This window comes from Salmonella sp. JXY0409-18, assembly GCF_020268625.1.
Lineage (GTDB): Bacteria > Pseudomonadota > Gammaproteobacteria > Enterobacterales > Enterobacteriaceae > Salmonella > Salmonella enterica.
This window is the reverse complement of sequence record NZ_CP084216.1, coordinates 378,098-400,949: the sequence shown is the minus strand read 5'-3', so window position 1 is coordinate 400,949 and position 22,852 is coordinate 378,098. Positions and strand designations below refer to the sequence as shown.

At 54.3% G+C, this 22,852-nt stretch carries 18 protein-coding genes; 5 read left to right on the top strand and 13 right to left on the bottom strand.

Annotated features, from left to right (window positions below; genetic code table 11):
• The first annotated feature begins 90 nt into the window (after positions 1-90).
• The 4 genes from nirC to LDB27_RS01775 all read left to right on the top strand — a co-directional run bounded on the left by nirC (position 91) and on the right by LDB27_RS01775 (position 8,808).
• Positions 91-900 (top strand): nitrite transporter NirC, encoded by an 810-nt coding sequence (nirC, locus tag LDB27_RS01790; protein WP_000493571.1) that lies wholly within the window; start codon positions 91-93, stop codon positions 898-900.
• An 11-nt stretch (positions 901-911) separates the two neighbouring features.
• Positions 912-2,285 carry a siroheme synthase CysG gene (cysG, locus tag LDB27_RS01785; protein ID WP_000349902.1) on the top strand — a complete coding sequence of 458 codons (1,374 nt, stop codon included), beginning with the start codon at positions 912-914 and terminating at the stop codon, positions 2,283-2,285.
• A 327-nt stretch (positions 2,286-2,612) separates the two neighbouring features.
• Positions 2,613-8,444: an autotransporter adhesin BigA gene (locus LDB27_RS01780; RefSeq protein ID WP_371062307.1), complete on the top strand. Its 5,832-nt coding sequence runs from the start codon at positions 2,613-2,615 to the stop codon at positions 8,442-8,444.
• Between the two features lie 193 nt (positions 8,445-8,637).
• Positions 8,638-8,808, top strand: coding sequence for a YhfL family protein (locus tag LDB27_RS01775; RefSeq protein ID WP_000472323.1), 171 nt, complete (start codon positions 8,638-8,640; stop codon positions 8,806-8,808).
• 144 nt (positions 8,809-8,952) lie between these two features.
• Here the strand turns inward: LDB27_RS01775 and trpS are convergent, their stop codons facing one another.
• The 12 genes from trpS to LDB27_RS01715 all read right to left on the bottom strand — a co-directional run bounded on the left by trpS (position 8,953) and on the right by LDB27_RS01715 (position 19,237).
• Entirely contained in the window at positions 8,953-9,957 is a 1,005-nt protein-coding gene (gene trpS, locus LDB27_RS01770; RefSeq protein WP_000165562.1) for a tryptophan--tRNA ligase, read from the bottom strand.
• Positions 9,950-10,708, bottom strand: a complete 759-nt coding sequence (gph, locus tag LDB27_RS01765; RefSeq protein WP_000359647.1) for a phosphoglycolate phosphatase — start codon at positions 10,706-10,708, stop codon at positions 9,950-9,952. The genes trpS and gph overlap by 8 nt, the downstream gene beginning before the upstream one ends.
• Positions 10,701-11,378: a ribulose-phosphate 3-epimerase gene (gene rpe / locus LDB27_RS01760; RefSeq protein WP_000816283.1), complete on the bottom strand. Its 678-nt coding sequence runs from the start codon at positions 11,376-11,378 to the stop codon at positions 10,701-10,703. Before rpe ends, gph begins: the two co-directional genes overlap by 8 nt.
• A 17-nt stretch (positions 11,379-11,395) precedes the next feature.
• Positions 11,396-12,232: an adenine-specific DNA-methyltransferase gene (gene dam, locus LDB27_RS01755; protein ID WP_000742132.1), complete on the bottom strand. Its 837-nt coding sequence runs from the start codon at positions 12,230-12,232 to the stop codon at positions 11,396-11,398.
• A gap of 179 nt (positions 12,233-12,411) precedes the next feature.
• Positions 12,412-13,689: a cell division protein DamX gene (damX, locus tag LDB27_RS01750; protein WP_000343142.1), complete on the bottom strand. Its 1,278-nt coding sequence runs from the start codon at positions 13,687-13,689 to the stop codon at positions 12,412-12,414.
• Positions 13,690-13,786: 97 nt separating this feature from the next.
• Positions 13,787-14,875 (bottom strand): 3-dehydroquinate synthase, encoded by a 1,089-nt coding sequence (gene aroB, locus LDB27_RS01745; RefSeq protein ID WP_000439821.1) that lies wholly within the window; start codon positions 14,873-14,875, stop codon positions 13,787-13,789.
• Positions 14,876-14,931: 56 nt separating this feature from the next.
• Positions 14,932-15,453, bottom strand: a complete 522-nt coding sequence (gene aroK, locus LDB27_RS01740; RefSeq protein WP_000818621.1) for a shikimate kinase AroK — start codon at positions 15,451-15,453, stop codon at positions 14,932-14,934.
• 464 nt (positions 15,454-15,917) lie between these two features.
• Positions 15,918-17,156 carry a DNA uptake porin HofQ gene (gene hofQ / locus LDB27_RS01735; protein WP_225519914.1) on the bottom strand — a complete coding sequence of 413 codons (1,239 nt, stop codon included), beginning with the start codon at positions 17,154-17,156 and terminating at the stop codon, positions 15,918-15,920.
• Positions 17,071-17,472, bottom strand: coding sequence for a HofP DNA utilization family protein (locus LDB27_RS01730; RefSeq protein WP_000648142.1), 402 nt, complete (start codon positions 17,470-17,472; stop codon positions 17,071-17,073). Before LDB27_RS01730 ends, hofQ begins: the two co-directional genes overlap by 86 nt.
• The gene (locus LDB27_RS01725) at positions 17,462-17,935 is read right to left on the bottom strand and encodes a hypothetical protein (protein WP_000992486.1); all 474 of its coding nucleotides are present in this window, start codon (positions 17,933-17,935) and stop codon (positions 17,462-17,464) included. Before LDB27_RS01725 ends, LDB27_RS01730 begins: the two co-directional genes overlap by 11 nt.
• A complete protein-coding gene (locus LDB27_RS01720) occupies positions 17,919-18,458 on the bottom strand; it encodes a PilN domain-containing protein (protein ID WP_000951388.1) in 540 nt (179 codons plus the stop codon). The genes LDB27_RS01725 and LDB27_RS01720 overlap by 17 nt, the downstream gene beginning before the upstream one ends.
• Entirely contained in the window at positions 18,458-19,237 is a 780-nt protein-coding gene (locus tag LDB27_RS01715; protein WP_000874749.1) for a hypothetical protein, read from the bottom strand. The genes LDB27_RS01720 and LDB27_RS01715 overlap by 1 nt, the downstream gene beginning before the upstream one ends.
• Positions 19,238-19,357: 120 nt before the next feature.
• Between LDB27_RS01715 and mrcA the strand changes: the two genes are divergently transcribed.
• Entirely contained in the window at positions 19,358-21,910 is a 2,553-nt protein-coding gene (gene mrcA, locus LDB27_RS01710) for a peptidoglycan glycosyltransferase/peptidoglycan DD-transpeptidase MrcA (RefSeq protein WP_000673812.1), read from the top strand.
• Positions 21,911-22,005: 95 nt separating this feature from the next.
• On the opposite strand, the gene nudE is transcribed toward mrcA, so the two are convergent.
• Positions 22,006-22,569, bottom strand: a complete 564-nt coding sequence (nudE, locus tag LDB27_RS01705; RefSeq protein ID WP_000045725.1) for an ADP compounds hydrolase NudE — start codon at positions 22,567-22,569, stop codon at positions 22,006-22,008.
• Positions 22,570-22,852: the final 283 nt, after the last annotated feature.

The following is a 22,852-nucleotide window of genomic DNA, read 5'->3' as shown; positions in this document are numbered from 1 at the left end:
TGCAAAAGCACATTGCCGGATGGCGGCATAAATGCCTTATCCGGCCTACGGTTACGATTTTTTTATTTTTTGTACTTCAAGGATAATCAAATGTTTACAGACACTATCAATAAGTGTGCGGCTAACGCTGCGCGCATCGCACGCCTGTCGGCGAATAATCCGCTCGGCTTCTGGGTCAGTTCGGCAATGGCCGGGGCTTATGTCGGTCTCGGCATCATTCTTATTTTCACCCTCGGCAATCTGCTCGACCCGTCAGTGCGTCCTTTGGTGATGGGAGCGACCTTTGGTATCGCCTTAACGCTGGTCATCATCGCCGGTTCCGAACTGTTTACCGGCCACACCATGTTCCTGACGCTGGGCGTCAAAGCTGGCACCATCAGCCACGGTCAAATGTGGGCTATCCTGCCGCAAACCTGGCTTGGCAACCTGGTCGGCTCCGTCTTTGTCGCCCTGCTTTACAGCTGGGGCGGCGGCAGTTTGTTGCCGGTCGATACCAGCATCGTTCACTCAGTCGCGCTGGCGAAAACCACCGCGCCCGCCACGGTACTGTTCTTCAAAGGCGCGCTGTGTAACTGGCTGGTTTGTCTGGCAATCTGGATGGCGATCCGCACCGAAGGCACGGCGAAATTTCTTGCTATCTGGTGGTGCCTGCTGGCGTTTATCGCTTCCGGCTACGAGCACTCCGTCGCGAATATGACGCTGTTCGCCCTCTCCTGGTTTGGTCATCACAGCGACGCTTATACCCTGTCCGGAATCGGACACAATCTGTTGTGGGTCACTCTGGGTAATACTTTGTCCGGCGTCGTGTTCATGGGATTGGGTTATTGGTATGCTACGCCGAAATCGGAGCGTCCGGCTCCGGCAAAAATCAATCAGCCAGAGGCTGCTGCCAATAATTAAGGGGTAATGTCGTGGACCATTTGCCTATATTTTGTCAATTACGCGACCGCGACTGTCTGATCGTCGGCGGTGGCGATGTCGCAGAACGCAAAGCACGGTTATTGCTGGAAGCAGGCGCACGTTTAACGGTCAATGCGCTCACCTTTATTCCACAGTTCACCGTATGGGCAAATGAAGGCATGTTGACTCTGGTTGAGGGACCGTTCGACGAAACGCTTCTCGACTCGTGTTGGCTGGCGATCGCGGCCACCGACGACGATACCGTCAACCAGCGCGTCAGCGAAGCGGCGGAGTCACGCCGCATCTTCTGCAACGTGGTGGATGCGCCGAAAGCCGCCAGCTTTATCATGCCCTCCATTATTGACCGCTCGCCGCTCATGGTCGCCGTCTCCTCGGGCGGCACTTCCCCGGTGCTGGCGCGTCTGCTGCGCGAGAAACTGGAGTCGCTGCTGCCGCAGCATCTGGGGCAGGTCGCGCGCTACGCCGGGCAACTCCGCGCCCGAGTGAAAAAGCAGTTTGCCACGATGGGCGAACGTCGTCGCTTCTGGGAAAAATTTTTCGTCAATGACCGGCTGGCGCAGTCGCTGGCGAATGCCGATGAGAAAGCGGTTAACGCGACAACCGAACACCTGTTTAGCGAACCGCTGGATCACCGTGGCGAAGTCGTGCTGGTTGGCGCCGGGCCGGGCGATGCCGGACTGCTCACGCTGAAAGGGTTACAACAAATCCAACAGGCGGATATCGTGGTTTACGATCGCCTCGTCTCCGACGACATTATGAACCTGGTACGCCGCGATGCCGATCGGGTCTTTGTGGGGAAACGCGCGGGTTACCACTGCGTCCCACAGGAGGAAATCAACCAGATCCTGCTGCGTGAAGCGCAAAAAGGTAAACGCGTGGTACGCCTGAAAGGCGGCGATCCCTTTATCTTTGGTCGCGGCGGCGAAGAGCTGGAAACGCTGTGCCATGCCGGTATTCCTTTCTCGGTCGTGCCGGGGATTACCGCGGCTTCCGGCTGCTCCGCCTACTCCGGTATTCCGCTAACCCATCGCGATTACGCCCAGAGCGTACGTCTGGTCACGGGTCACCTGAAAACCGGCGGCGAGCTGGACTGGGAAAACCTGGCGGCAGAAAAACAGACGCTGGTGTTCTACATGGGGCTTAATCAGGCAGCGACTATCCAGGACAAACTGATCGCATTCGGTATGCAGGCCGATATGCCGGTTGCGCTGGTAGAAAACGGCACCTCCGTGAAGCAACGCGTCGTCCACGGTGTGCTGACGCAGCTCGGGGAATTAGCGCAACAGGTTGAAAGCCCGGCGCTGATTATCGTTGGCCGGGTCGTTGGTTTACGCGATAAATTAAATTGGTTCTCTAATCATTAATTAAAATAAGGCCCTGTTATTCAGGGCCTTATTTTACAACTACTCGTAACCCCAAATTATTTTTACTTAAAATTAAATTAAGCAATCCACTTTAAATACACCACGTGAATTTAAATACTAATAATATTGCGTAAAAACCCTTTTATTCGTCAAATTCCCCCATCATTCATTCACCTAATAAATAACACCGTTAAGCACTCAATTTGACCTGACCTGGTTATCGGGTGATAAAATAAACACTAAAGCATAATTTTCTTCTGGCCATTTCATCATTGCCTGTATCGCTCTCTGCATATGTTTAGTACGCAAGGAAAATATTAATTAAGGATGAACCCTATGCAAAAGAAAAAACTTATTTCTATCGCGATCGCTTTAACGCTACAAAGTTATTACATTCCGGCCATCGCCGCAGAAAATAACGATGATGAAAAAGAATGTCCCAGTAATATCTCCTCCCTGCCTAAAGAAAAACGCGCAAAACTCTCACCGACCTGCCTTGCTACATTACCTGAAAATGATAATCACTGGGGCTGGGTTGCTGGCGGCGTTGCTGCGCTGGTCGCAGGTGTGGCTATTGGCGTTGAAAATAACGGTGGCGGAGATTCCACTCATTCTTATACCCCCCCTACGCCCGATAATGGCGGCGACGTCACTCCGCCCGATAATGGCGGCAACGTCACTCCGCCCGACGATGGCGGCGATGACGATGTGACCCCGCCTGATGATAGCGGCGATGACGATGTAACCCCGCCTGATGATAGCGGCGATGACGATGTGACCCCGCCTGACGATAGCGGCGATGACGATGTGACCCCGCCTGACGATAGCGGCGATGACGATGTGACCCCGCCTGACGATAGCGGCGATGACGATGTGACCCCGCCTGACGATAGCGGCGATGATGATGTGACCCCGCCCGATGATAGCGGCGATGACGATGTGACCCCGCCCGACGATAGCGGCGATGATGATGTAACCCCGCCTGACGATAGCGGCGATGACGATGTAACCCCGCCTGACGATAGCGGCGATGACGACGACACGCCCACAGATAATTCTGTTACTACCTTCAGCAACGGCGTCACCATCGATAAAGGCAAAGACACCCTGGCCTTCGATAGCTTCAAACTGGATAACGGCAGCGTTCTCGAGGGCGCCGTGTTGAATTATTCAGAACAGGATGACCAGTGGCAGTTGACCACCGAAGACGGCAAAACGCTGAACGTCACCGGCTGGGACGTGACTGACGCCAATGCCGCCGTGATTGAAGGCACCCAGGAAAACGGTCTCTACTGGAAGTACGACAGCCGGGGCTATCTGATTATTGCCGACGATAACACCACGGTTATCACCGGCGACGGCGAATCGCATACCTCCGATCGCGGCATGGATATCAGCGGCCAGGATCGCACCGGCGTGATTATTTCCGGCGATCGAACCGTCAACACGCTCACCGGGGACTCCAGTGTGACCGACGGCGCCACCGGCATGGTGATCTCCGGCGACGGCACCACCAACACCATTTCGGGCCATTCAACGGTAGACAACGCCATCGGCGCGCTGATTTCCGGTAATAATACCACCACCGATTTCTCCGGCGACATTACCGTGAGCGGCGGCGGCACCGCCATCATCATCGACGGCGACAACGCCACGGTTCAGAATACCGGTACCTCCAGTATCAGCGGCGCAGGCTCCACTGGCACCACCATTGACGGCAATAACGCGCGCGTCAGCAACGACGGCGATATGACCATCACCGACGGCGCCACCGGCGGCCATATTATCGGCGACAACGCGGTTATCGATAATGTCGGGGATACCACCGTCAGCGGCGCGGGGTCCGCTGCGTTGTATGTCGATGGCGATAACACGCTCATTATCAATGAAGGCGATCAGACCATCTCCGGCGGCGCGACCGGTACGCGAATTGACGGCAGTAAGGCCCGTATCGCCAATACCGGCGATATCGCAGTGGATGGCGCAGGCTCTGCCGCTGTAGTTATCAATGGCGACAACGGCAGTCTGACCCAGGCGGGCGATCTGCTGGTCACCGACGGCGCGATGGGTATCATCACCTACGGCACCGGAAATGAAGCAAAAAATACCGGTAACGCCACCGTCCGCGATCAGGACTCGGTGGGTTTTGTGGTCGCTGGCGAACAAAACGCCTTCCGCAACAAAGGGAATATTAACGTCAGCCTCAACGGCACCGGCGCGCTGGTGAGCGGCAATACGTCACAGGTTACGCTGGATGGCGATATTAACGTTATTTCCGTGCAGGACAGCGATGGCGTATTCCGCGGCGCGACGGGCGTAAACGTGAGCGGCGACAGCAACACCGTCAATATCGCTGGCAACGTGAATATGAGCGCTGAGTTCGAGCAAAATTCTTTGATCGCCGGCGATACCCCGCTAACCGGCGTCACCGTTAACGGCGCCAACAACGATATCACCCTTGATGGCACATTTGACATCAACGTCGGCGATCTGTCGACAGTCAGTGGACAAGCGTTGAGCGTTATCGGTCTGAACGTTACGGGCGAGGGTAACAACGTAGATATCCGCGGCGGTATTAGCATTACCCATAGCCAGAATACGGATGGCTCGGTCAGCATCGTCACAGGCATCAATCTCAACGGCGACAGCGAAGTTACGCTAAGCGGTCAGTCCACAATAGATACAGCCACCATGATAGGAGGCGCTGTCACACTGGCCAAGGTCAGCAACGGCGGTTCTCTGATTCTGGATGACAATTCAATCATTGATATTAATGTCAATTATATAGATGTTAGCGCTTCCATTAACAATGCGCTATTAGTCGCTAACGGAGAAAATTCATCAATTGCGAACCAGGGCGATATCACAAGCCACGGCGTCTATTCCATTATGCGCGTCGACAATGGCGCAACTATCGGCAACAGCGGTGAGATCCTGGTTTACGCAACCAGTAACGGCGGCGGCGACGATCGTACTGCCGTTGCCCGCGCCGACGACGCAGGTTCAGTAATTCATAACCAATCTGGCGGTGATATCACCATCATATCTGACCAGCAACCTGTAAAATATAAAGGTTTTTCCTTTTTCCCGCTGAAATGGTACAACCATACCTTCTATGCAATGCTCGCCTCTGGATATGGCGATGTTGTCAATGATAAAGACGCCGCCATCCATTTGCAGGGCGCAGGCGTATATGGCGTTAGCGCCATCAAAGGAGCGGCGCTAAACGCAGGCGATATTTATCTGGATGGTTTTGTCCCGACGCTGGACGATGAAGGTGATATTACCAGCACAAGCTACTGGCATCCGTCATCGCTCTATCTCACCAGTGCAGGTATGGTCGCAGGCTCAACTGATGGCGGTGACGGCGACGCCACAGCCACCAATACCGGCACCATTAACGTTAATAACGCCGGGTTCGGCATGATGGCGCTCAATGGCGGCACCGCCATTAACCAGGGCACCATTAATCTCACCGCCGATGAGGGCGTCACCAAAATTGATGATAACCAGCTGGTCGGCATGGCGGCGCTCAACGGCGGGACCGTCATCAACGATACCACTGGCACCATCAATATCGATGCCAGCTATGGCAAGCCATTTTATGCTGATGACAGCAGCGTTGTCGTTAACTACGGCACAATCTGTGTTGCTGACTCTTGCCAAAACAGTAGTCAGTATAATCCCACGGACCCGATGGTTTCTTTCGCTTATAACGATGGGCTTCTCTCCGCTTATGGAGAGAATATTAAATTAAACAACAATATACTCATTCTCGGTGATGTGGGTAATGAAGGCGCAGTAGCAACCGAGAAAGTTAACGTCACTGACAGTGGATACCTCACCAACAGCGCCAGTGGCGAAATTACCAGCTTCGTCGTCGCGGAGAATGGAGGGAAAATTGATAACCGCGGCAAAATTACCTCTGTTGACGTTGAAGAGGGCGGGACGTTAACCAACAGTGGCGACATTAGCGACACGTTAACCGTGGGAGGTGGCGCAAGCGCCATCAACAGCGCCACGGGTTCTGTCAATCACATCGATATGTGGAAAGGCTCGCTGGATAACCAAGGATATATTGGCACTCTGATACTGCAAAACACCTCCGGGGCGGTAAGCAATACAGGTGTTATTGATGTTGTGAATTTTAAAGCCGCGACCGTATTCAATAATAATGGCACAGTGAACGATCTGGCTGTCGCCAGCGGTGCAACTGTGAATAACCTGAGCGGCGGTGTGGTCAGCATACCCGAACAAATGTGGAAAGGGACGCTGAATAACTGGGGCGAAGTAAACGGCACGATGGATATCGCCAACGGTACCTTTACCTTCTATAACGCCGGGACATTCAATGGCAACATCAAGACCGCCAGCGCCAAGGGAGGAATGGTAGAAAACGATGGCGTGATTAACGTAACCGGTAATAATGTCGTCGCCATGTCAGCCTCCGGCAGCGCCAAAATGGTGAATAACGGGGAAATTAACCTGGGAACAAAGGGTACGACCGACACTGGCATGATCGGAATGCAGCTTGAGTCCAATGCCAGCAGTTCCGCCGTCATTGAAAACAACGGCACCATCAATATCTACGCCAGTAATTCTTATGCATTCAGCCAGTTGGGCAGCAATGGCCATATCGTCAACAACGGTACGGTTTATATTGATGATAGCGTAACCGGCTCCGGCTTTATCAAGCAGAGCGGTAAAACCATCGAAGGCAGCGGTGAAAACGGCGACGGTACGGAAGTGCATTATGTTGACTTCATTGCGCCAACGGAACCGACCATTAACGATGGCATGGCGACCGTGACCACCGGCGACAGCGCAGGCTCATCCACCACCAACAACCTGTCCGGCTACGTGGTCGGCACCAGCGCCGACGGCAGCGCCGGTAAGCTCAAGGTCAGCAACGCCAGCATGAACGGCGTGGAAATCAACACCGGCTTTGCCGCAGGTACCGCCGACACCACCGTCAGCTTCGACAACGTGGTCGAAGGCAGCAACCTGTCTGACGCCGGCGCTATCCAGTCCACCACCGTGGTGTGGAACGCGCAGGGAAGCCAGGACAGCGACGGCAACGTTGACGTCACCATGACCAAAAACGCCTATGCCGATGTGGCGACCGACGCCAGCGTCTCCGGCGTGGCGAGTGCGCTCGACGCCGGTTATACCAACAACGAGCTGTATACCAGCCTCAACGTTGGCACCACCGCCGAACTGAACAACGCCCTGAAACAGGTCAGCGGCGCTCAGGCCACCACCGTGTTCCGCGAAGCGCGTATCCTCAGTAACCGCTTTAACATGCTGGCCGACGCGGCCCAGCAGATTAAAGACGGCCTGGCGTTTAACGTAGTGGCGAAAGGCGACCCGCGCGCTGAACTGGGCAACGACACTCAGTACGACATGCTGGCGCTGCGCCAGAAGCTGGATTTGACCACAAGCCAGAATCTGACGCTGGAGTACGGTATTGCGCGTCTGGATGGCGACGGTTCAAAAACCGCGGGCGATAACGGCCTGACCGGCGGCTACAGTCAGTTCTTCGGCCTGAAGCACAGCATGGCGTTTGAAGAAGGTCTGGCGTGGAATAACAGCCTGCGTTATGACGTGCATAACCTGGACAGCAGTCGCTCCGTCTCGTATGGCGACACCAACAAGGTGGCGGATTCCGACGTACGTCAGCAGTACCTTGAGTTCCGCAGCGAAGGGGCAAAAACCTTCACTCTGATGAGTGATACGCTGAAAGTCACGCCGTATGCCGGGGTGAAATTCCGCCACACCATGGAAGATGGCTACAAAGAGCGCAGCGCCGGAGATTTTAACCTGTCCATGAACTCTGGCAACGAAACGGCGGTAGACTCTCTTGTCGGTCTGAAGCTGGATTACGCCGGGAAAGACGGCTGGAGCGCCACCGCTACCCTGGAAGGCGGCCCGAACCTGAGCTACAGCAAGAGCCAGCGTACAGCGTCATTACAGGGTGCGGCGGGTCAATCGTTCGGCATAGATGACGGTCAAAAAGGCGGCGGCGTTAATGGCCTGGCAACCATCGGCGTGAAATATAGCAGCAATGATACTGCGCTACATCTGGATGCGTACCAGTGGAAGGAAGACGGTATCAGCGATAAAGGCTTTATGCTTAACGTTAAGAAAACATTTCGTTAAATAAACGACATTATATAACACTAATACAGGCCGCTTATTATTAAGCGGCCTTTTTTAAATCAGATTTCCAGGTAAAGATGAAGTCCTTATTTGGACTACCTGCATGGTTTATTAATTGCTATCGTACTATACGCTAAATAGATCTTATATTTATTCCACCAGTAGTGTTCGTTTTATCAACAAGGATTTTGACATGTTCAAATTTGTAAAAATTGCCGTTGTGGCAGGGGTTCTGGCAACGCTCACCGCCTGTACTGGTCATATCGAAAACAAAAAAAACAACTGCAGCTACGATTATTTGCTGCACCCTGCAATTTCTATTTCTAAAATTATTGGTGGTTGCGGCCCGGCTGCCGATCAATAATAGAAACGACTGCGCAGATACAAAAAAACCGGGATTTTCCCGGTTTTTTTACAGGTCAGATAAACGGTACGGCGCAGATGCCTTGTCCAACTTACGCTCGTTTGTAGGCCCGATAAGCTCGCGCCATCGGGCACGCAATACCCCTTACGGTTTCGCCACAAAGCCAATAGCTTCGTAAACGGCTTTCAGCGTTTCGGCCGCACGTGCGCTGGCTTTTTCCGCCCCGTCTTTCATCACCTTCTGCAAGAACGCTTCGTCGTTGCGGAAACGATGATAGCGCTCCTGCAACTCAGACAACATTCCGGAAACCGCCTCCGCCACTTCGCCTTTCAAATGGCCATACATTTTACCTTCAAACTGTTTTTCCAGTTCAGGAATGCTCTGACCGGTCACGGCGGAAAGAATATCCAGCAGGTTAGAGACACCCGCTTTCTCTTTCACATCATAACGCACTACCGGCGGCTCGTCGGAGTCAGTGACCGCTCGTTTGATTTTCTTCACTACCGATTTCGGATCTTCCAGCAGGCCGATCACGTTATTACGGTTATCGTCCGATTTGGACATTTTCTTTGTCGGCTCCAGCAGCGACATCACGCGCGCGCCGGATTTTGGAATAAACGGTTCCGGTACTTTGAAAATATCGCCATACAGCCCGTTGAAACGCTGGGCGATATCGCGGCTCAGTTCCAGATGCTGCTTCTGATCTTCGCCTACCGGCACCAGATTGGTTTGGTACAACAGGATGTCTGCCGCCATCAGCACCGGGTAATCAAACAGGCCGGCGTTAATGTTTTCCGCATAGCGCGCAGATTTATCTTTAAACTGCGTCATACGGCTCAGCTCGCCGAAATAGGTATAGCAGTTCAGCGCCCAGCCAAGCTGCGCATGTTCCGGCACATGGGACTGAACGAAAATAGTGCTCTTTTCAGGATCAATACCACATGCCAGGTACAGCGCCAGCGTATCCAGCGTCGCTTTACGTAGCTGCTGCGCGTCCTGACGCACGGTAATAGCATGTTGGTCTACGATGCAGTAGATGCAATGATAGTCATCCTGCATGTTTACCCACTGACGCAATGCCCCCATATAGTTGCCAATGGTCAATTCACCTGAGGGCTGTGCGCCACTAAAAACGATGGGCTTAGTCATTTTTTATTTCCTGGTTATCGCTATGCGGAAGCCCAAGTGCGGGCAAAAGATCGTTAAAACTGTCATAAATGACGTCCGGCTCGCTAAGAGCGATCGCTTCGCCATAATTGTAGCCGTATGTCAGGCCAACCGAAGGGCAGCCCGCCGCTTTTGCAGCCTGAATATCATTACGCGAATCGCCGACAAAAAGCATCTGCTCCGGCATCATGCCCAGCCGGCTTGCCACCAGCAACAGCGGCTCCGGATGCGGCTTCTTATTTTGCACATCATCGCCACCGATAACCACACTAAAGTATTTGGCGATATCAAGCGATTCCAGCAACGGCGCGACGAACGGCGTCGGCTTATTCGTCACCAGACCTAATGACAATCCGCTGGCGTGCAGCGCGCCCAGCGTGTCGGCGACATGCGGAAATAAAAAGGTGCCTTCTTCCGCCACTTCGCCATAATACCTGTCGAACAGTTTACGCAGAATGCGTACCTGTTCCTCGGCAGGAATATCTTCATCAACGAGCGGTTTCCCCATCGTCTTACGCAGCGTGGCGCGCTCCTCGCGAGCCCAGGCCAGCGCGCGTTCCATCAATACGTCTGCGCCGTTACCAATCCAGGTAATCACGCGCTCCTCGCCCGCGACCGGCAGTTCCAGCGCATACAGCGCCATATCCACCGCCGCGGCAAGACCCGGCGCGCTATCCACCAGCGTGCCGTCAAGATCAAAGGCGACGCCCCGAATATTCTGCAACTTATCCATGACTTACCTTTGCCAGCTCACTGCGCATTTCATCAATCACTTTTTTGTAGTCGGGCTTATCGAAAATTGCCGACCCCGCAACAAACATGTCCGCGCCTGCTGCGGCGATCTCGCCGATATTGTTCACCTTCACGCCGCCATCCACTTCCAGGCGAATGTCGTAACCGGACGCATCAATGCGGCGTCGCACTTCGCGCAGTTTATCCAGCGTCTGCGGAATAAAAGACTGGCCGCCGAAGCCTGGGTTCACGGACATCAGCAGGATCACATCCAGTTTGTCCATGACGTAATCGAGATAACTGAGCGGCGTTGCCGGGTTGAATACCAGCCCCGCTTTACAGCCGTGCTCTTTAATCAGCTGTAGCGTGCGGTCAACATGTTCGGAGGCTTCCGGGTGAAAGGTAATGATGCTCGCGCCAGCGGCGGCAAAGTCGGGCACGATACGGTCGACTGGCTTGACCATCAGGTGGACATCAATAGGCGCGGTAATACCGTACTGACGCAGGGATTTCAGCACCATCGGGCCGATAGTCAGGTTCGGCACATAGTGATTATCCATGACGTCAAAGTGTACAACATCAGCACCGGCAGCCAGCGCTTTGGCGGTGTCTTCACCCAGGCGAGCAAAATCAGCCGACAGAATTGAGGGGGCAATCAAATACTGTTTCATCCGCTTCTCCTTGAGAATTATTTTCTTGCAGGCGTGGCGACTCCTGGTTGGTACAGAGCCAGCAGTTCGTCCACCTTTTTACGTGTGCCGCCGTTGCTGCTTATACTGCGTCTAACTTTGACGACATGCAATTTTGCGAGTTGATACCACTCGCGTGTGAGCGCCGTATCATGGTTGGAAATGAGCACCGGTATCCGGTTACTGACCAGATTCTCAGCGATTTCCGCCAGATGCGCTTGTTGCGTCAGGCTAAAACTATTGGTGTGATACGCTGTGAAGTTAGCCGTGGCGGACAACGGCGCATAAGGCGGATCGCAATAGACCACCGACGACTTGTCCGCACGCGCCATACTGTCTGCGTATGACTCACAGTAAAAGAACGCATTCTGCGCTTTTTCTGCAAAGTGGTACAACTCCGCTTCCGGGAAGTAAGGTCTTTTATAACGACCAAACGGTACATTAAATTCCCCGCGCAAGTTATAGCGACAGAGTCCGTTATAACCGTAGCGGTTCAGATATAAAAACAGTACCGCCCGACGAAAGGGGTCCTGGCAGGTGTTGAACTCCTCACGGAGTTGGTAATAGACCTCAGCCTGGTTAGTTTCAGGCATAAACAGCTCGCGCGAAGCCTGTACGTACTCGTCAGTACGTAACTTCACGATGTTATAGAGGCTAATAAGGTCGCTGTTGATATCGGCGAGGATATAACGAGAAAAGTCGGTGTTAAGAAACACCGATCCGGCACCCACAAAAGGTTCGACAAGGCACTCGCCTTTTGGCAAATGTCGTTTGATATCATCAAGCAGAGGGTATTTTCCCCCTGCCCACTTCAAAAAAGCGCGATTTTTTTTCATGCTGACTAACTAATTACACCTTCTCCGGCTGTGGAGAAAGCTCCGACAGCATCCTGCGCTTTAGGCTGTGCCGCGTTGCTTTACGGCGCATTTGACGGTAGCAAATGCGCCCCTCGCGCCTGTCCTGAACAAAATAGCTGTCAGCGACACTCACAGGCAATTGCAGGACACAGCCTGGATTATTTCAGATCGGCCTGAACCTGATGCAACGGTTTTGCCCACGGGTTTTTCGCCTGCACATCGGCAGGTAAGGTGGACACCGCACGTTTAGCATCCTCTTTCGAAGCATACATCCCCGTTACCAGCACATACCACGGTTGTCCATTACGCGTCGTCTCGTATACCACATAATTTTTCAGGTTCTCTTTCTTCGCCCAACCGTTCAGGTTGTCGTAATTTGAAGAACTACTGAGCTGCAATGTGTAGTGGCTGGATGGCGCGCTCTTTAACGCGCCAACGTTGCCGGCGCTTTTCCCGCCGCCTGCGACAGGCGTCGTGGAGGCTTGCGCTGGTTTCGCGGTTTGTACCGGCGCAGCGCTTGCCGTCGCTGTCGGAGCAGCCGTCGTGGTGGTCGCTTTCGGCGTCGCGGCTGGCGCTGCCGGTTCCGTGCGTTTCACTGGCGCGACCGGTTTCTTCGGTTCCGCAGTCGTGGTTTTCGCCGTGGTCTGCGGTTTCTTAGGTTCAATGACGGCCTGTTTACGTTCCGGACGCGTGGTATGACGCTCGGCAGGTTCGCTAACCGCCGCCTGACGCGTCGTGCTGCCATTGCGAACTGGCGCGACGGTTGCAGGCTCTGTCGGCAACGTAGAGTTCACCGCAACATTGTTCATCTGCTCTGGATTCTGCGTCAGCGCATTATTCAGATCGCCCTGCACTTCCACGCGCTGCTGACCGTCAGCGACCACAGGCGACTGTCCCTGCGTCGGCGTTGAAGAAATCGGCGGCAAAGAAATATCCTGCGACGTATTGCCCGCGGTTTGTTCTGCGGAGGTGGCGCCCGGCGCAGGCTGGGTCGCATTCGCCTGATCGGCGGCATTACCGGAAAGATCAATACTCTTTTCGCCAGAGGCCGACGGCTCGCTGGAAGACGTTGAGGGGGCTTTCAGCGCGGAGCCGATACCGATAATCAATAGCAGCAGCACCAGTACGCCAACGCCCATCATCATGTACTGACGAGAGGCTGGCTTATGGGCCGCTTTTTTACGCTTACGTGGACGGCGTTCAACACGCTCTTCGTCCACCGTATCGTCTTCATCGGATTCGTACTCTTCTTCAACTTCAGGTTCTTCACTACGCGCTTTACGCGTACGCGTCGGACGGCGATCGTCGGCATCCAGATCAACGTCATCAAAGTTGATCTGCGGCTCATTATCGCGTTCTGAAGATTGACGAGAACGACCAGTACGACGATCGCTGGGATCGGGTTTCAGCTCGTCTTCTGGTTTGAATTCATCCATTTAACACCCCACTCAAAGGTTAATGCTTACGACATTGCACATAACCTGAAGCTAAAAGACTGACATCTACGCAATATCAGTCTGACCTTTCTTGTTGTTACGCCTGCTGACAGTCAGCAATCGCGCTAAGAACGACTTCGTGCGACACTCCGCCGCGCACTTCACTTTTCCCTATGGCCAGCGGAAGCACTAAACGCAGCTCCCCCGCTAACACTTTTTTATCTCGCAGCATGTGCGGCAAATAGTCCTGCGCGGACATCTCGCAAGGGCCATTGACTGGCAACCCGGCCCGTTCGAGTAGAGCGATGATGCGCTGCGTATCAGCAGAACTGAACTGCCCCAAACGCTCGGATGCGCGCGCAGCCATCACTATACCTGCGGCAACGGCTTCACCATGTAACCAATTGCCATATCCCATTTCCGCTTCAATGGCGTGGCCAAAGGTATGTCCAAGATTCAGTAAAGCACGTAAGCCCGCTTCACGCTCGTCGGCGGCAACAACTTCGGCTTTCAGCTCACAACAACGACGAATACAGTACGCCATCGCCGGGCCGTCCAGACGCAATAGCGCATCCAGATTCTCCTCAAGCCAGGTGAAGAAGTCTGCGTCGAGTATAATGCCGTATTTGATCACCTCTGCCAGTCCCGATGCCAGTTCGCGTGCGGGAAGCGTTTTCAGGCAATCAAGATCGACAACCACAGAAGCGGGTTGGTAAAACGCGCCAATCATGTTTTTGCCAAGGGGATGGTTGACGGCGGTTTTCCCGCCCACGGAAGAATCAACCTGCGACAGTAAGGTAGTTGGCACCTGGATGAAACGTACGCCTCGCTGGTAGCTGGCCGCCGCAAAACCGGTGAGATCGCCAATCACGCCGCCGCCAAGCGCGACCAGCGTGGTATCACGACCATGCGGTTTTTTCAGTAACGCCGTAAACACCGTATCCAGCACCGTCAGGCTCTTATACTGCTCGCCGTCAGGAAGAATCACGCTGTCTACGTTAACGCCCGCCCGTTCGAGTACGCCGCGAACCTTGTCCAGATAAAGCGGCGCCAGGGTTTCGTTGGTCACTAACATGACCTGATCGCCTGATTTCAGCGGCAAGAATGAAGCTGGTTCGTTAAACAAACCAGCCGCGATGGTGATCGGGTAACTACGTTCCCCGAGAGTGACTGTAATCCTCTCCATGACGCGACATCCACCTTAGTTACTTGTGCCCGCTTACCCAGCGTATTCTGCTTGAATTAGTTGCTTTCCAGCATATGAATAATCTGGTTTGCCACAACCTTAGCGCTTTGATCGTCGGTGCGAATGGTGACGTCGGCAATCTCTTCGTACAGCGGATTGCGTTCGTTAGCCAGCGCTTCCAGAACTTCGCGAGGCGGCGCTTCAACCTGCAACAGCGGGCGTTTTTTATCACGCTGCGTGCGCGCCAGTTGTTTTTCGATGGTCGTTTCAAGGTAGACCACGACGCCACGCGCGGAGAGACGGTTACGCGTTTCACGCGATTTTACAGAGCCACCGCCGGTTGCCAGCACAATACCCTGTTTTTCCGTCAATTCGTTGATAACTTTTTCTTCACGATTACGGAAGCCGTCTTCACCTTCAACATCGAAGACCCAGCCCACATCAGCTCCGGTTCGTTTCTCAATCTCTTGATCAGAATCGTAAAATTCCATATTGAGTTGTTGAGCTAACTGGCGCCCAATAGTGCTTTTTCCGGCACCCATAGGCCCAACCAGAAAGATATTGCGTTTCTCTGCCATTTTTTCGGTACTACTAAGACTATTCGTTAATGGTAAACCCGCTTCACAGACACCCAGCGCAGCAGGACATGAACTGAAACCTCATAAGATATTGCGAGAGTCAGACTGAAAATTATCTCAATACTCAAGCGGGTTTGGCAACTGAATAAATCACCAAGCCTGATTGTTGCAAAACCCGAGTTAGCGTTGCCGGATGGCGACCAGAACAACATATCCGGCCTACAAATTGCTCTACTTTCAAACAATTGTGCGCAATCCGCAGAACCAATACGTCTGCATCAGCGGACATTCAGCCGTTTATCATCGGTCTTATGCACACCTTCGGCAAGGCAAAGCGCATTAATCAATGCGTCAGCAACGAAAAGCACGACTCTCAAATCGGTACTCCTTGTATGCTAAATACATCCGCACGTCAAATCCCGCAGATGCGTTCAGTGCAAAAACAGCGCTTTTTTATGCATAAATTATTCTGTCGCCACCAGTCTGGGGGTGATAAACACCACTAATTCGCGTCGCTCGTCCTCTTTGCCGTCATGGCGGAAGAGCTGACCAAGCCAGGGAATATCCCCCAGCAGCGGCACGCTATCGCTACCCGATTTATTTTTTCGCGAAAAAATACCGCCCAGCGCCAGCGTCTCGCCGCTTTTTACCTCTACCTGCGTTTCAATTTCCTGTTTATCTATCGCCAGCACTTCGCCGTCAGCCTGTTGTAGTACCTGACCGGGGACATTCTGGCTGATATGTAACTTCAGGCGGATGCGCCCTTTTTGCAAAACGGTGGGCGTCACTTCCATTCCCAGCACCGCTTCTTTAAATTCCACGGAGGTCGCGCCGCTTTCGCCGCTGGAAACCTGATAAGGAATTTCGCTGCCTTGCTTGATACTGGCTGGCTGCAGATGCGAAGCCAGCAGCCGGGGGCTGGCGATAATATCCAACTGCTGCTTTTGTTCCAGCGCTGACAGCTCTAGATCCAGCAAGCGTCCGTTAATGCGCCCGATGTTAAACCCGACGCGTGAGGTGGCGGCGGCGACGGATAAATCACTGGAAAGCGTCGTCACGTCACCCACCGCGCCCGCTTGCGTCGCGTCAGCCAGCGTCCACTTTACGCCCAGTTCCCGTAGACTCTTTTCGTTAATGGTGACGATATGCGCCGCCAGTTCCACCTGCGCCACCGGCAGATCCATTTGCGATACCCATTTTTCCAACTCCGCCAGGGCCGCGCGATTATCGCGCAACAGCAGGCGGTTGGTGCGCTTATCTACCATGATGGTTCCCTTCGCGCTCAGGAGTTTCTCGCCCGCTTTCGCCAGTTCGGCGGCATCGGCGTATTGCAGGCTAATGCTGCGGTTTTCCAGCGGTAAATTAGCCTGAAGCCTTAACCGCTCGGCATCCTGCCGCGTACTGTGTTCTTTCTGCCAGGCCTGTGAATGAACATGGAGAATATTCCCCTCCTGACGCAGCACCAGCCCAGCGCTATTGACCACCGTCTGTAGCGCCTGTTTCCACGGCACATCCGTCAGATGTAGCGATAATGTCCCGCTGACGTCCGGCGACACCACCAGATTCTGCCGCTCCTGCTCGGCTAAAGTCTGCAAAACCTGCACCACAGGGACGTCGTCAACCACCAGCGTCACTTTCGCCGCTTTTCCCGCCTGTGCGGCGGGCATCAAGACTATCAGTATTATGGCTATCCATCGCTTCATTGCCCGCTCCCTGACGTAGCCACCGCCACTGCGGCGGCGCACAATTTTTACCGGTCGTTAACGTTAAGGCTTCCGCCGTCAGGCGGACAATCGTCCAACCGTTTTCCAGCGTCTGCCCTTCTTCCACTCGCCGCCATTTTTGCTGGCTATCTTTAAGAATGCCTGTCCATCGCTCGCCTTTACGTACCGCGCCCTGATATCGCCACTGCGAGAGTTCCGCTATCCGGCAGCGATCTTCCGGCGGGCGGAAGGGATCGCGCATTCCTGTCAACGTCAGCAAACAAAAACAGAGCAATACACTACGGCTAGCCTTCATTCGCCAGGCGCTCCAGTTGCAGCGTTATCAATAATTCCGCCCCCTCTCTACGCAATGAAAACCGACTTACGCTCATCTCGCTTTCGGCCAACCGGACAAACAGTGACGGCACCGCATCCCAGGACGTTTTCAGCGCCATTTCTCCCCCCTGCGCCGATGGCTGCCAGTGCAGCAAACGCAGGGGAGGAGCCTGGAAATCTAACGGCGAAAAAGGACGCGGATTTTCAACGGTGCGCCCGAAAAGCGGTTCAGCCGCGACGCTCAGACGGCGCAGATGACGCCACTGTTGTCGGGCGGCCTCGCGCTGCTGGCTTAACCGCGTTTGTTGCGTATCCAGCGTTTTCCAGCCGGGATAGCCCACAGATAACGCGACCGTCAGCGTCAGGCACAGCACGCCTGCACACCAACAAAAAACCCGACCACGGCGCGACATCCCGTACCAGATATCAAAGAGCGCGTTCACGGGCGGCGCTCCTCGTTAACTGATAATGGAACTGCCAGCGCCCTTGCGTATCCTGCCGCGTGGCGCCCGTGCGGTTTAGCGGAAAACTGACATAGTGACGAAGCGATGTCTCAAGCGTGAGCAGGGCGTCAAACGTTCTCGCCAGCCCTTCCAGCTCTAGCGTCTCTTGCTGATAATTGAGGCTTGTCAGCCATGCCTGATCTGGCAACAGGTTGGCAAGGTCAGTCAAGATAGATTGCCAGGCTTGCGTCAGTTCACGCTGCGCCTGACGTTGTAATCGCGCCTGTTGCTGCCGCTGACGCTGCTGCAACTGCGGTATGTTCGCCGCAAGCGCCGTCGTGCGTCCGTTTTCCGCCGTCAGTAGCAGTTCATTAATCCTCCCCTCCTGCCAAAAAACCAACCGGGCGATCGTCGCGAGGCTTGCTATCAGCAGCAGGGACGCGCCCCATACCACGCACCACAGCCGCAGACGCGCTACGTAATGTTGGCGCCGCCAGGGGAGCAAATTGACAGAATGCGCCATCAGCGTATCTCCCCCATGGCTAAACCCAGCGCAATCGCAAAGCGATAACCGTCCGGCGGAACCGGCGGTTGGCGGACGGTAACGACGCGCCAGGGGTCGAATTCGCCTTCGGCGCATAACGAAATATGTTCCGGCACGACGGATAACGTCGCGGCAAGATCATGCAGCGTCGTCGCCTCGCGCGCCGATTTACGCCCCCACGCATAGCGCGTCGCCCACAGCCACTGGCTCTCATCGCGCCAGACCAGACATTGCCGCCCCGAAGGTATAAACGGCAGCAAGCGCTGTAACGCGCAGGCATCGGGCGTTACAGCAGCGATGCGCACATTGAGCGTTTGCGCCAGCGTTAACAGCTCTGAAATTTCTTTGCTTTGCACGGCGGTAACGTTGAACGCGGGGCTCAGCGCATCGTCCTGAAAGTCGAAACGCAATAAGTCCGGATCCATATCCAGCTCACGCGCCATCGTTTGTGAAAGCCATGCGACTTGCTCACGTTCCCGCAGACGCATCGGCGGATGTGGAAAAGCGCGTTGCAATGTCCGATTTGCGGGAAAAGAGAGATAAATACGGTGACGTAGCGGCAGCTCGCGGCTCCAGGGTCGCAGTACGTGAGCCAGCGATTGCGGGTCAGGAATCGTACCCTCTGCCGTGGAGGCGTTCATCAGCGGCAGTCGCCACCAACGTTGCAGAGACCAGCCCGATGCGCCGCGAATAACGGCGATGGCCAGCGCTTCATGCTGCTGAATATGCAATCCTATTTGCCAGGTTTTAAAAGCCATAACGGTCGATCTCCTTATCACCCGTCGCGTTAACGGGTATATCAATGCGTCTGGCTTGCCTTTATACTACCGCGCGTTTGTTTATAAACTGCCCAAATGACACTAAATGGGAAATCTCCAGTGAAGTTCGTAAAGTATTTATTGATCCTTGCAGTATGTTGCATCCTGCTGGGAGCAGGCTCGATTTATGGCCTTTATCGCTATATTGAGCCGCAGCTACCTGACGTCGCGACATTGAAAGATGTGCGTTTGCAAATTCCGATGCAGGTTTACAGCGCGGATGGCGAACTTATCGCGCAATATGGCGAAAAACGCCGTATTCCCGTTACGCTCGATCAAATTCCGCCGGAAATGATCAACGCCTTTATCGCCACCGAAGATAGCCGCTTTTATGAGCATCACGGCATTGACCCGGTAGGTATTTTCCGTGCGGCCAGCGTCGCGCTCTTCTCCGGTCACGCATCGCAGGGAGCAAGTACCATTACCCAGCAACTGGCGCGAAACTTCTTCCTTAGCCCCGAACGCACGCTGATGCGCAAGATCAAGGAAGCGTTTCTGGCGATTCGTATTGAGCAGTTGCTGAATAAAAATGAGATCCTCGAACTCTATCTGAACAAGATCTATCTCGGCTACCGCGCCTATGGCGTTGGCGCGGCGGCACAGGTCTACTTTGGTAAGACGGTCGACCAGCTTAGTCTAAGCGAAATGGCGGTTATCGCCGGACTACCTAAAGCGCCTTCTACCTTTAACCCGCTCTACTCGATGGATCGGGCGATAGCGCGCCGTAACGTAGTGCTTTCGCGAATGTTAAGCGAGGGATATATCACTCAGGCGCAGTACGATCAGGCCCGTAGCGAACCTATCGACGCAAATTATCACGCGCCGGAAATCGCCTTCTCCGCGCCTTATCTATCGGAAATGGTGCGCCAGGAAATGTATAACCGTTATGGCGAAAGCGCTTACGAAGATGGTTATCGTATTTACACGACCATCACCCGCAAAGTGCAGCAGGCCGCGCAACAGGCGGTGCGTAATAACGTGCTGGACTATGACATGCGCCACGGTTATCGCGGCCCGGCGAATGTGCTATGGAAAGTGGGCGAAACGGCGTGGGACAGTAAAAAAATTACCGATACGTTGAAAGCGTTGCCGACCTACGGACCGCTGCTTCCCGCCGTGGTCACCAGCGCTAATCCGCAAGAGGCGACCGCTGCGCTTGCCGACGGTACGTCCGTTTCGCTACATATGGAAGGAATGCGTTGGGCGCGGCCTTACCGCTCGGATACACAGCAGGGGCCGACGCCGCGTAAAGTTACCGATGTCGTCCAGACAGGTCAGCAAATCTGGGTTCGTCAGGTGGATAACGACTGGTGGCTGGCGCAGGTACCGGAAGTGAACTCCGCGCTGGTTTCGCTTAACCCGCAAACTGGCGCGGTACTGGCGCTGGTCGGCGGTTTCGATTTTAATCAGAGTAAATTTAACCGCGCGACGCAAGCTTTGCGTCAGGTGGGGTCGAACATCAAACCGTTCCTCTACACCGCCGCAATGGATAAAGGGCTGACGCTCGCCAGTATGCTCAACGATGTGCCGATTTCCCGCTGGGACGCCGGGGCAGGTTCAGACTGGCGTCCGAAAAACTCCCCGCCGCAGTACGCCGGACCGATTCGTTTACGCCAGGGGCTGGGGCAGTCGAAAAACGTGGTGATGGTACGCGCCATGCGCGCCATGGGCGTCGACTATGCGGCGGAATATCTGCAACGCTTCGGCTTCCCGGCGCAGAATATCGTGCATACCGAATCGCTGGCGCTGGGCTCCGCCTCCTTCACGCCGATGCAGGTTGCGCGCGGTTATGCGGTGATGGCGAACGGCGGTTTCCTGATCGACCCGTATTTCATCAGCAAGATTGAGAACGATCAGGGCGGCGTGCTCTTCGAAGCGAAACCGAAAATCGCCTGCCCGGAGTGCGATATCCCGGTCATTTACGGCAATACGCAGAAATCCGACGTGCTGGAAAACACCAATGTGGAAGAGGTCGCGGTTTCGCAAGAGCAGCAAAACAGCGCCGTACCGATGCCTGAGCTGGAACAGGCAAACCAGGCGCTGGTCGCGCAAAACGGCACGCAGGAGTACGCGCCGCATGTGATCAATACGCCGCTGGCGTTTCTGATCAAAAGCGCGCTGAACACCAATATCTTCGGCGAACCCGGCTGGATGGGTACCGGCTGGCGTGCGGCGCGCGACCTTAAACGTCGCGATATCGGCGGCAAAACCGGTACGACCAACAGCTCGAAAGACGCATGGTTCTCCGGCTATGGTCCTGGCGTCGTCACTTCCGTATGGATCGGCTTTGACGATCACCGCCGTGATTTAGGCCGCACTACCGCTTCCGGCGCGATCAAAGATCAAATCTCCGGCTATGAGGGCGGCGCGAAGAGCGCGCAACCTGCATGGGACGCCTATATGAAAGCCGTGCTGGAAGGCGTGCCGGAACAGCCGCTAACGCCGCCGCCGGGCATTGTCACGGTGAATATCGACCGCAGTACCGGACAACTGGCGAGCGGCGGTAACAGCCGTGAAGAGTATTTCATCGAAGGCACGCAGCCGACACAACAGGCGGTACACGAGGTGGGAACCACCATTATTGATAATGGTGAAACACACGAACTGTTCTGATCAAAAAAGGCGCTCCGGCGCCTTTTTTATTGTGTTTAGCGGATGACGGCGAACGGGGAGACGAACCTCCCGTTGGCTTGATCAACGCCGCGCCATCAGGCAATTCGGCCCTGCGCTTTCAACCACTCGCGTACCAGAAACAGCGCGCTGACGTTGCGGGCCTCGTTAAAATCGGGGTCTTCCAGCAGATCCATTAAATGCGCCAGCGGCCAGCGTACCTGCGGCAATGGCTCAGGCTCGTCGCCTTCCAGCGACTCCGGATAGAGATCTTCCGCCACCACGATATTCATTTTGCTGGAAAAATAAGAGGGCGCCATGCTGAGTTTTTTTAAGAAGGTCAGGTTATGCGCGCCAAACCCGACCTCTTCTTTGAGCTCCCGGTTCGCCGCTTCAAAAACGGTCTCGCCCGGGTCGATCAATCCTTTCGAGAAGCCCAGCTCATAGGATTCGGTTCCCACCGCATACTCACGAATAAGAATCAGATGCTCATCAACGATCGGCACAATCATTACCGCCTCACGGGTTGATGGTCGCATACGTTCATACACGCGACGCACGCCGTTGCTGAACTCCAGATCCACGCTTTCTACGTTAAACAGTCGGGATTGTGCGACGGTTTCCACTTTCAGAATGGTGGGTTTTTGTAATGATTTGCTCATTGTGAGAATCTTTGCAGTGTAATCTGTGGTCATTGTGCGACATACCGCACGGTTTCGGCAATGCGAATTGCCGTTTATTTACATTTATGTAACGTAATAAAAATTAATTCTTATTTCAAATTAAAAGTCAATAGGTTGAAATAACTCCAGGAATTTGCTGATATTCCGTTTTTGGTGGTATTGCTATGATTTGCCTTCACTGGGATGCGCTTTACAATGCTCAAGTTCAACTCCACGCTTGCCGATAGCCAACCACAGAAAAATGTTTATTGGACAGGGTGCG

Excerpts from the sequence above, each read along its gene's own strand:
- nirC (WP_000493571.1), top strand. The coding sequence starts at position 91 with ATGTTTACAGACACTATCAATAAGTGTGCGGCTAACGCTGCGCGCATC.
- hofQ (WP_225519914.1), bottom strand. The coding sequence starts at position 17,156 with ATGAAGCGATGGATAGCCATAATACTGATAGTCTTGATGCCCGCCGCA.
- nudE (WP_000045725.1), bottom strand. The coding sequence starts at position 22,569 with ATGAGCAAATCATTACAAAAACCCACCATTCTGAAAGTGGAAACCGTC.
- dam (WP_000742132.1), bottom strand. The coding sequence starts at position 12,232 with ATGAAAAAAAATCGCGCTTTTTTGAAGTGGGCAGGGGGAAAATACCCT.
- LDB27_RS01775 (WP_000472323.1), top strand. The coding sequence starts at position 8,638 with ATGTTCAAATTTGTAAAAATTGCCGTTGTGGCAGGGGTTCTGGCAACG.
- LDB27_RS01780 (WP_371062307.1), top strand. The coding sequence starts at position 2,613 with ATGAACCCTATGCAAAAGAAAAAACTTATTTCTATCGCGATCGCTTTA.
- damX (WP_000343142.1), bottom strand. The coding sequence starts at position 13,689 with ATGGATGAATTCAAACCAGAAGACGAGCTGAAACCCGATCCCAGCGAT.
- aroK (WP_000818621.1), bottom strand. The coding sequence starts at position 15,453 with ATGGCAGAGAAACGCAATATCTTTCTGGTTGGGCCTATGGGTGCCGGA.
- LDB27_RS01720 (WP_000951388.1), bottom strand. The coding sequence starts at position 18,458 with ATGGCGCATTCTGTCAATTTGCTCCCCTGGCGGCGCCAACATTACGTA.
- aroB (WP_000439821.1), bottom strand. The coding sequence starts at position 14,875 with ATGGAGAGGATTACAGTCACTCTCGGGGAACGTAGTTACCCGATCACC.
- rpe (WP_000816283.1), bottom strand. The coding sequence starts at position 11,378 with ATGAAACAGTATTTGATTGCCCCCTCAATTCTGTCGGCTGATTTTGCT.
- LDB27_RS01730 (WP_000648142.1), bottom strand. The coding sequence starts at position 17,472 with ATGAAGGCTAGCCGTAGTGTATTGCTCTGTTTTTGTTTGCTGACGTTG.
- gph (WP_000359647.1), bottom strand. The coding sequence starts at position 10,708 with ATGGATAAGTTGCAGAATATTCGGGGCGTCGCCTTTGATCTTGACGGC.
- trpS (WP_000165562.1), bottom strand. The coding sequence starts at position 9,957 with ATGACTAAGCCCATCGTTTTTAGTGGCGCACAGCCCTCAGGTGAATTG.
- LDB27_RS01715 (WP_000874749.1), bottom strand. The coding sequence starts at position 19,237 with ATGGCTTTTAAAACCTGGCAAATAGGATTGCATATTCAGCAGCATGAA.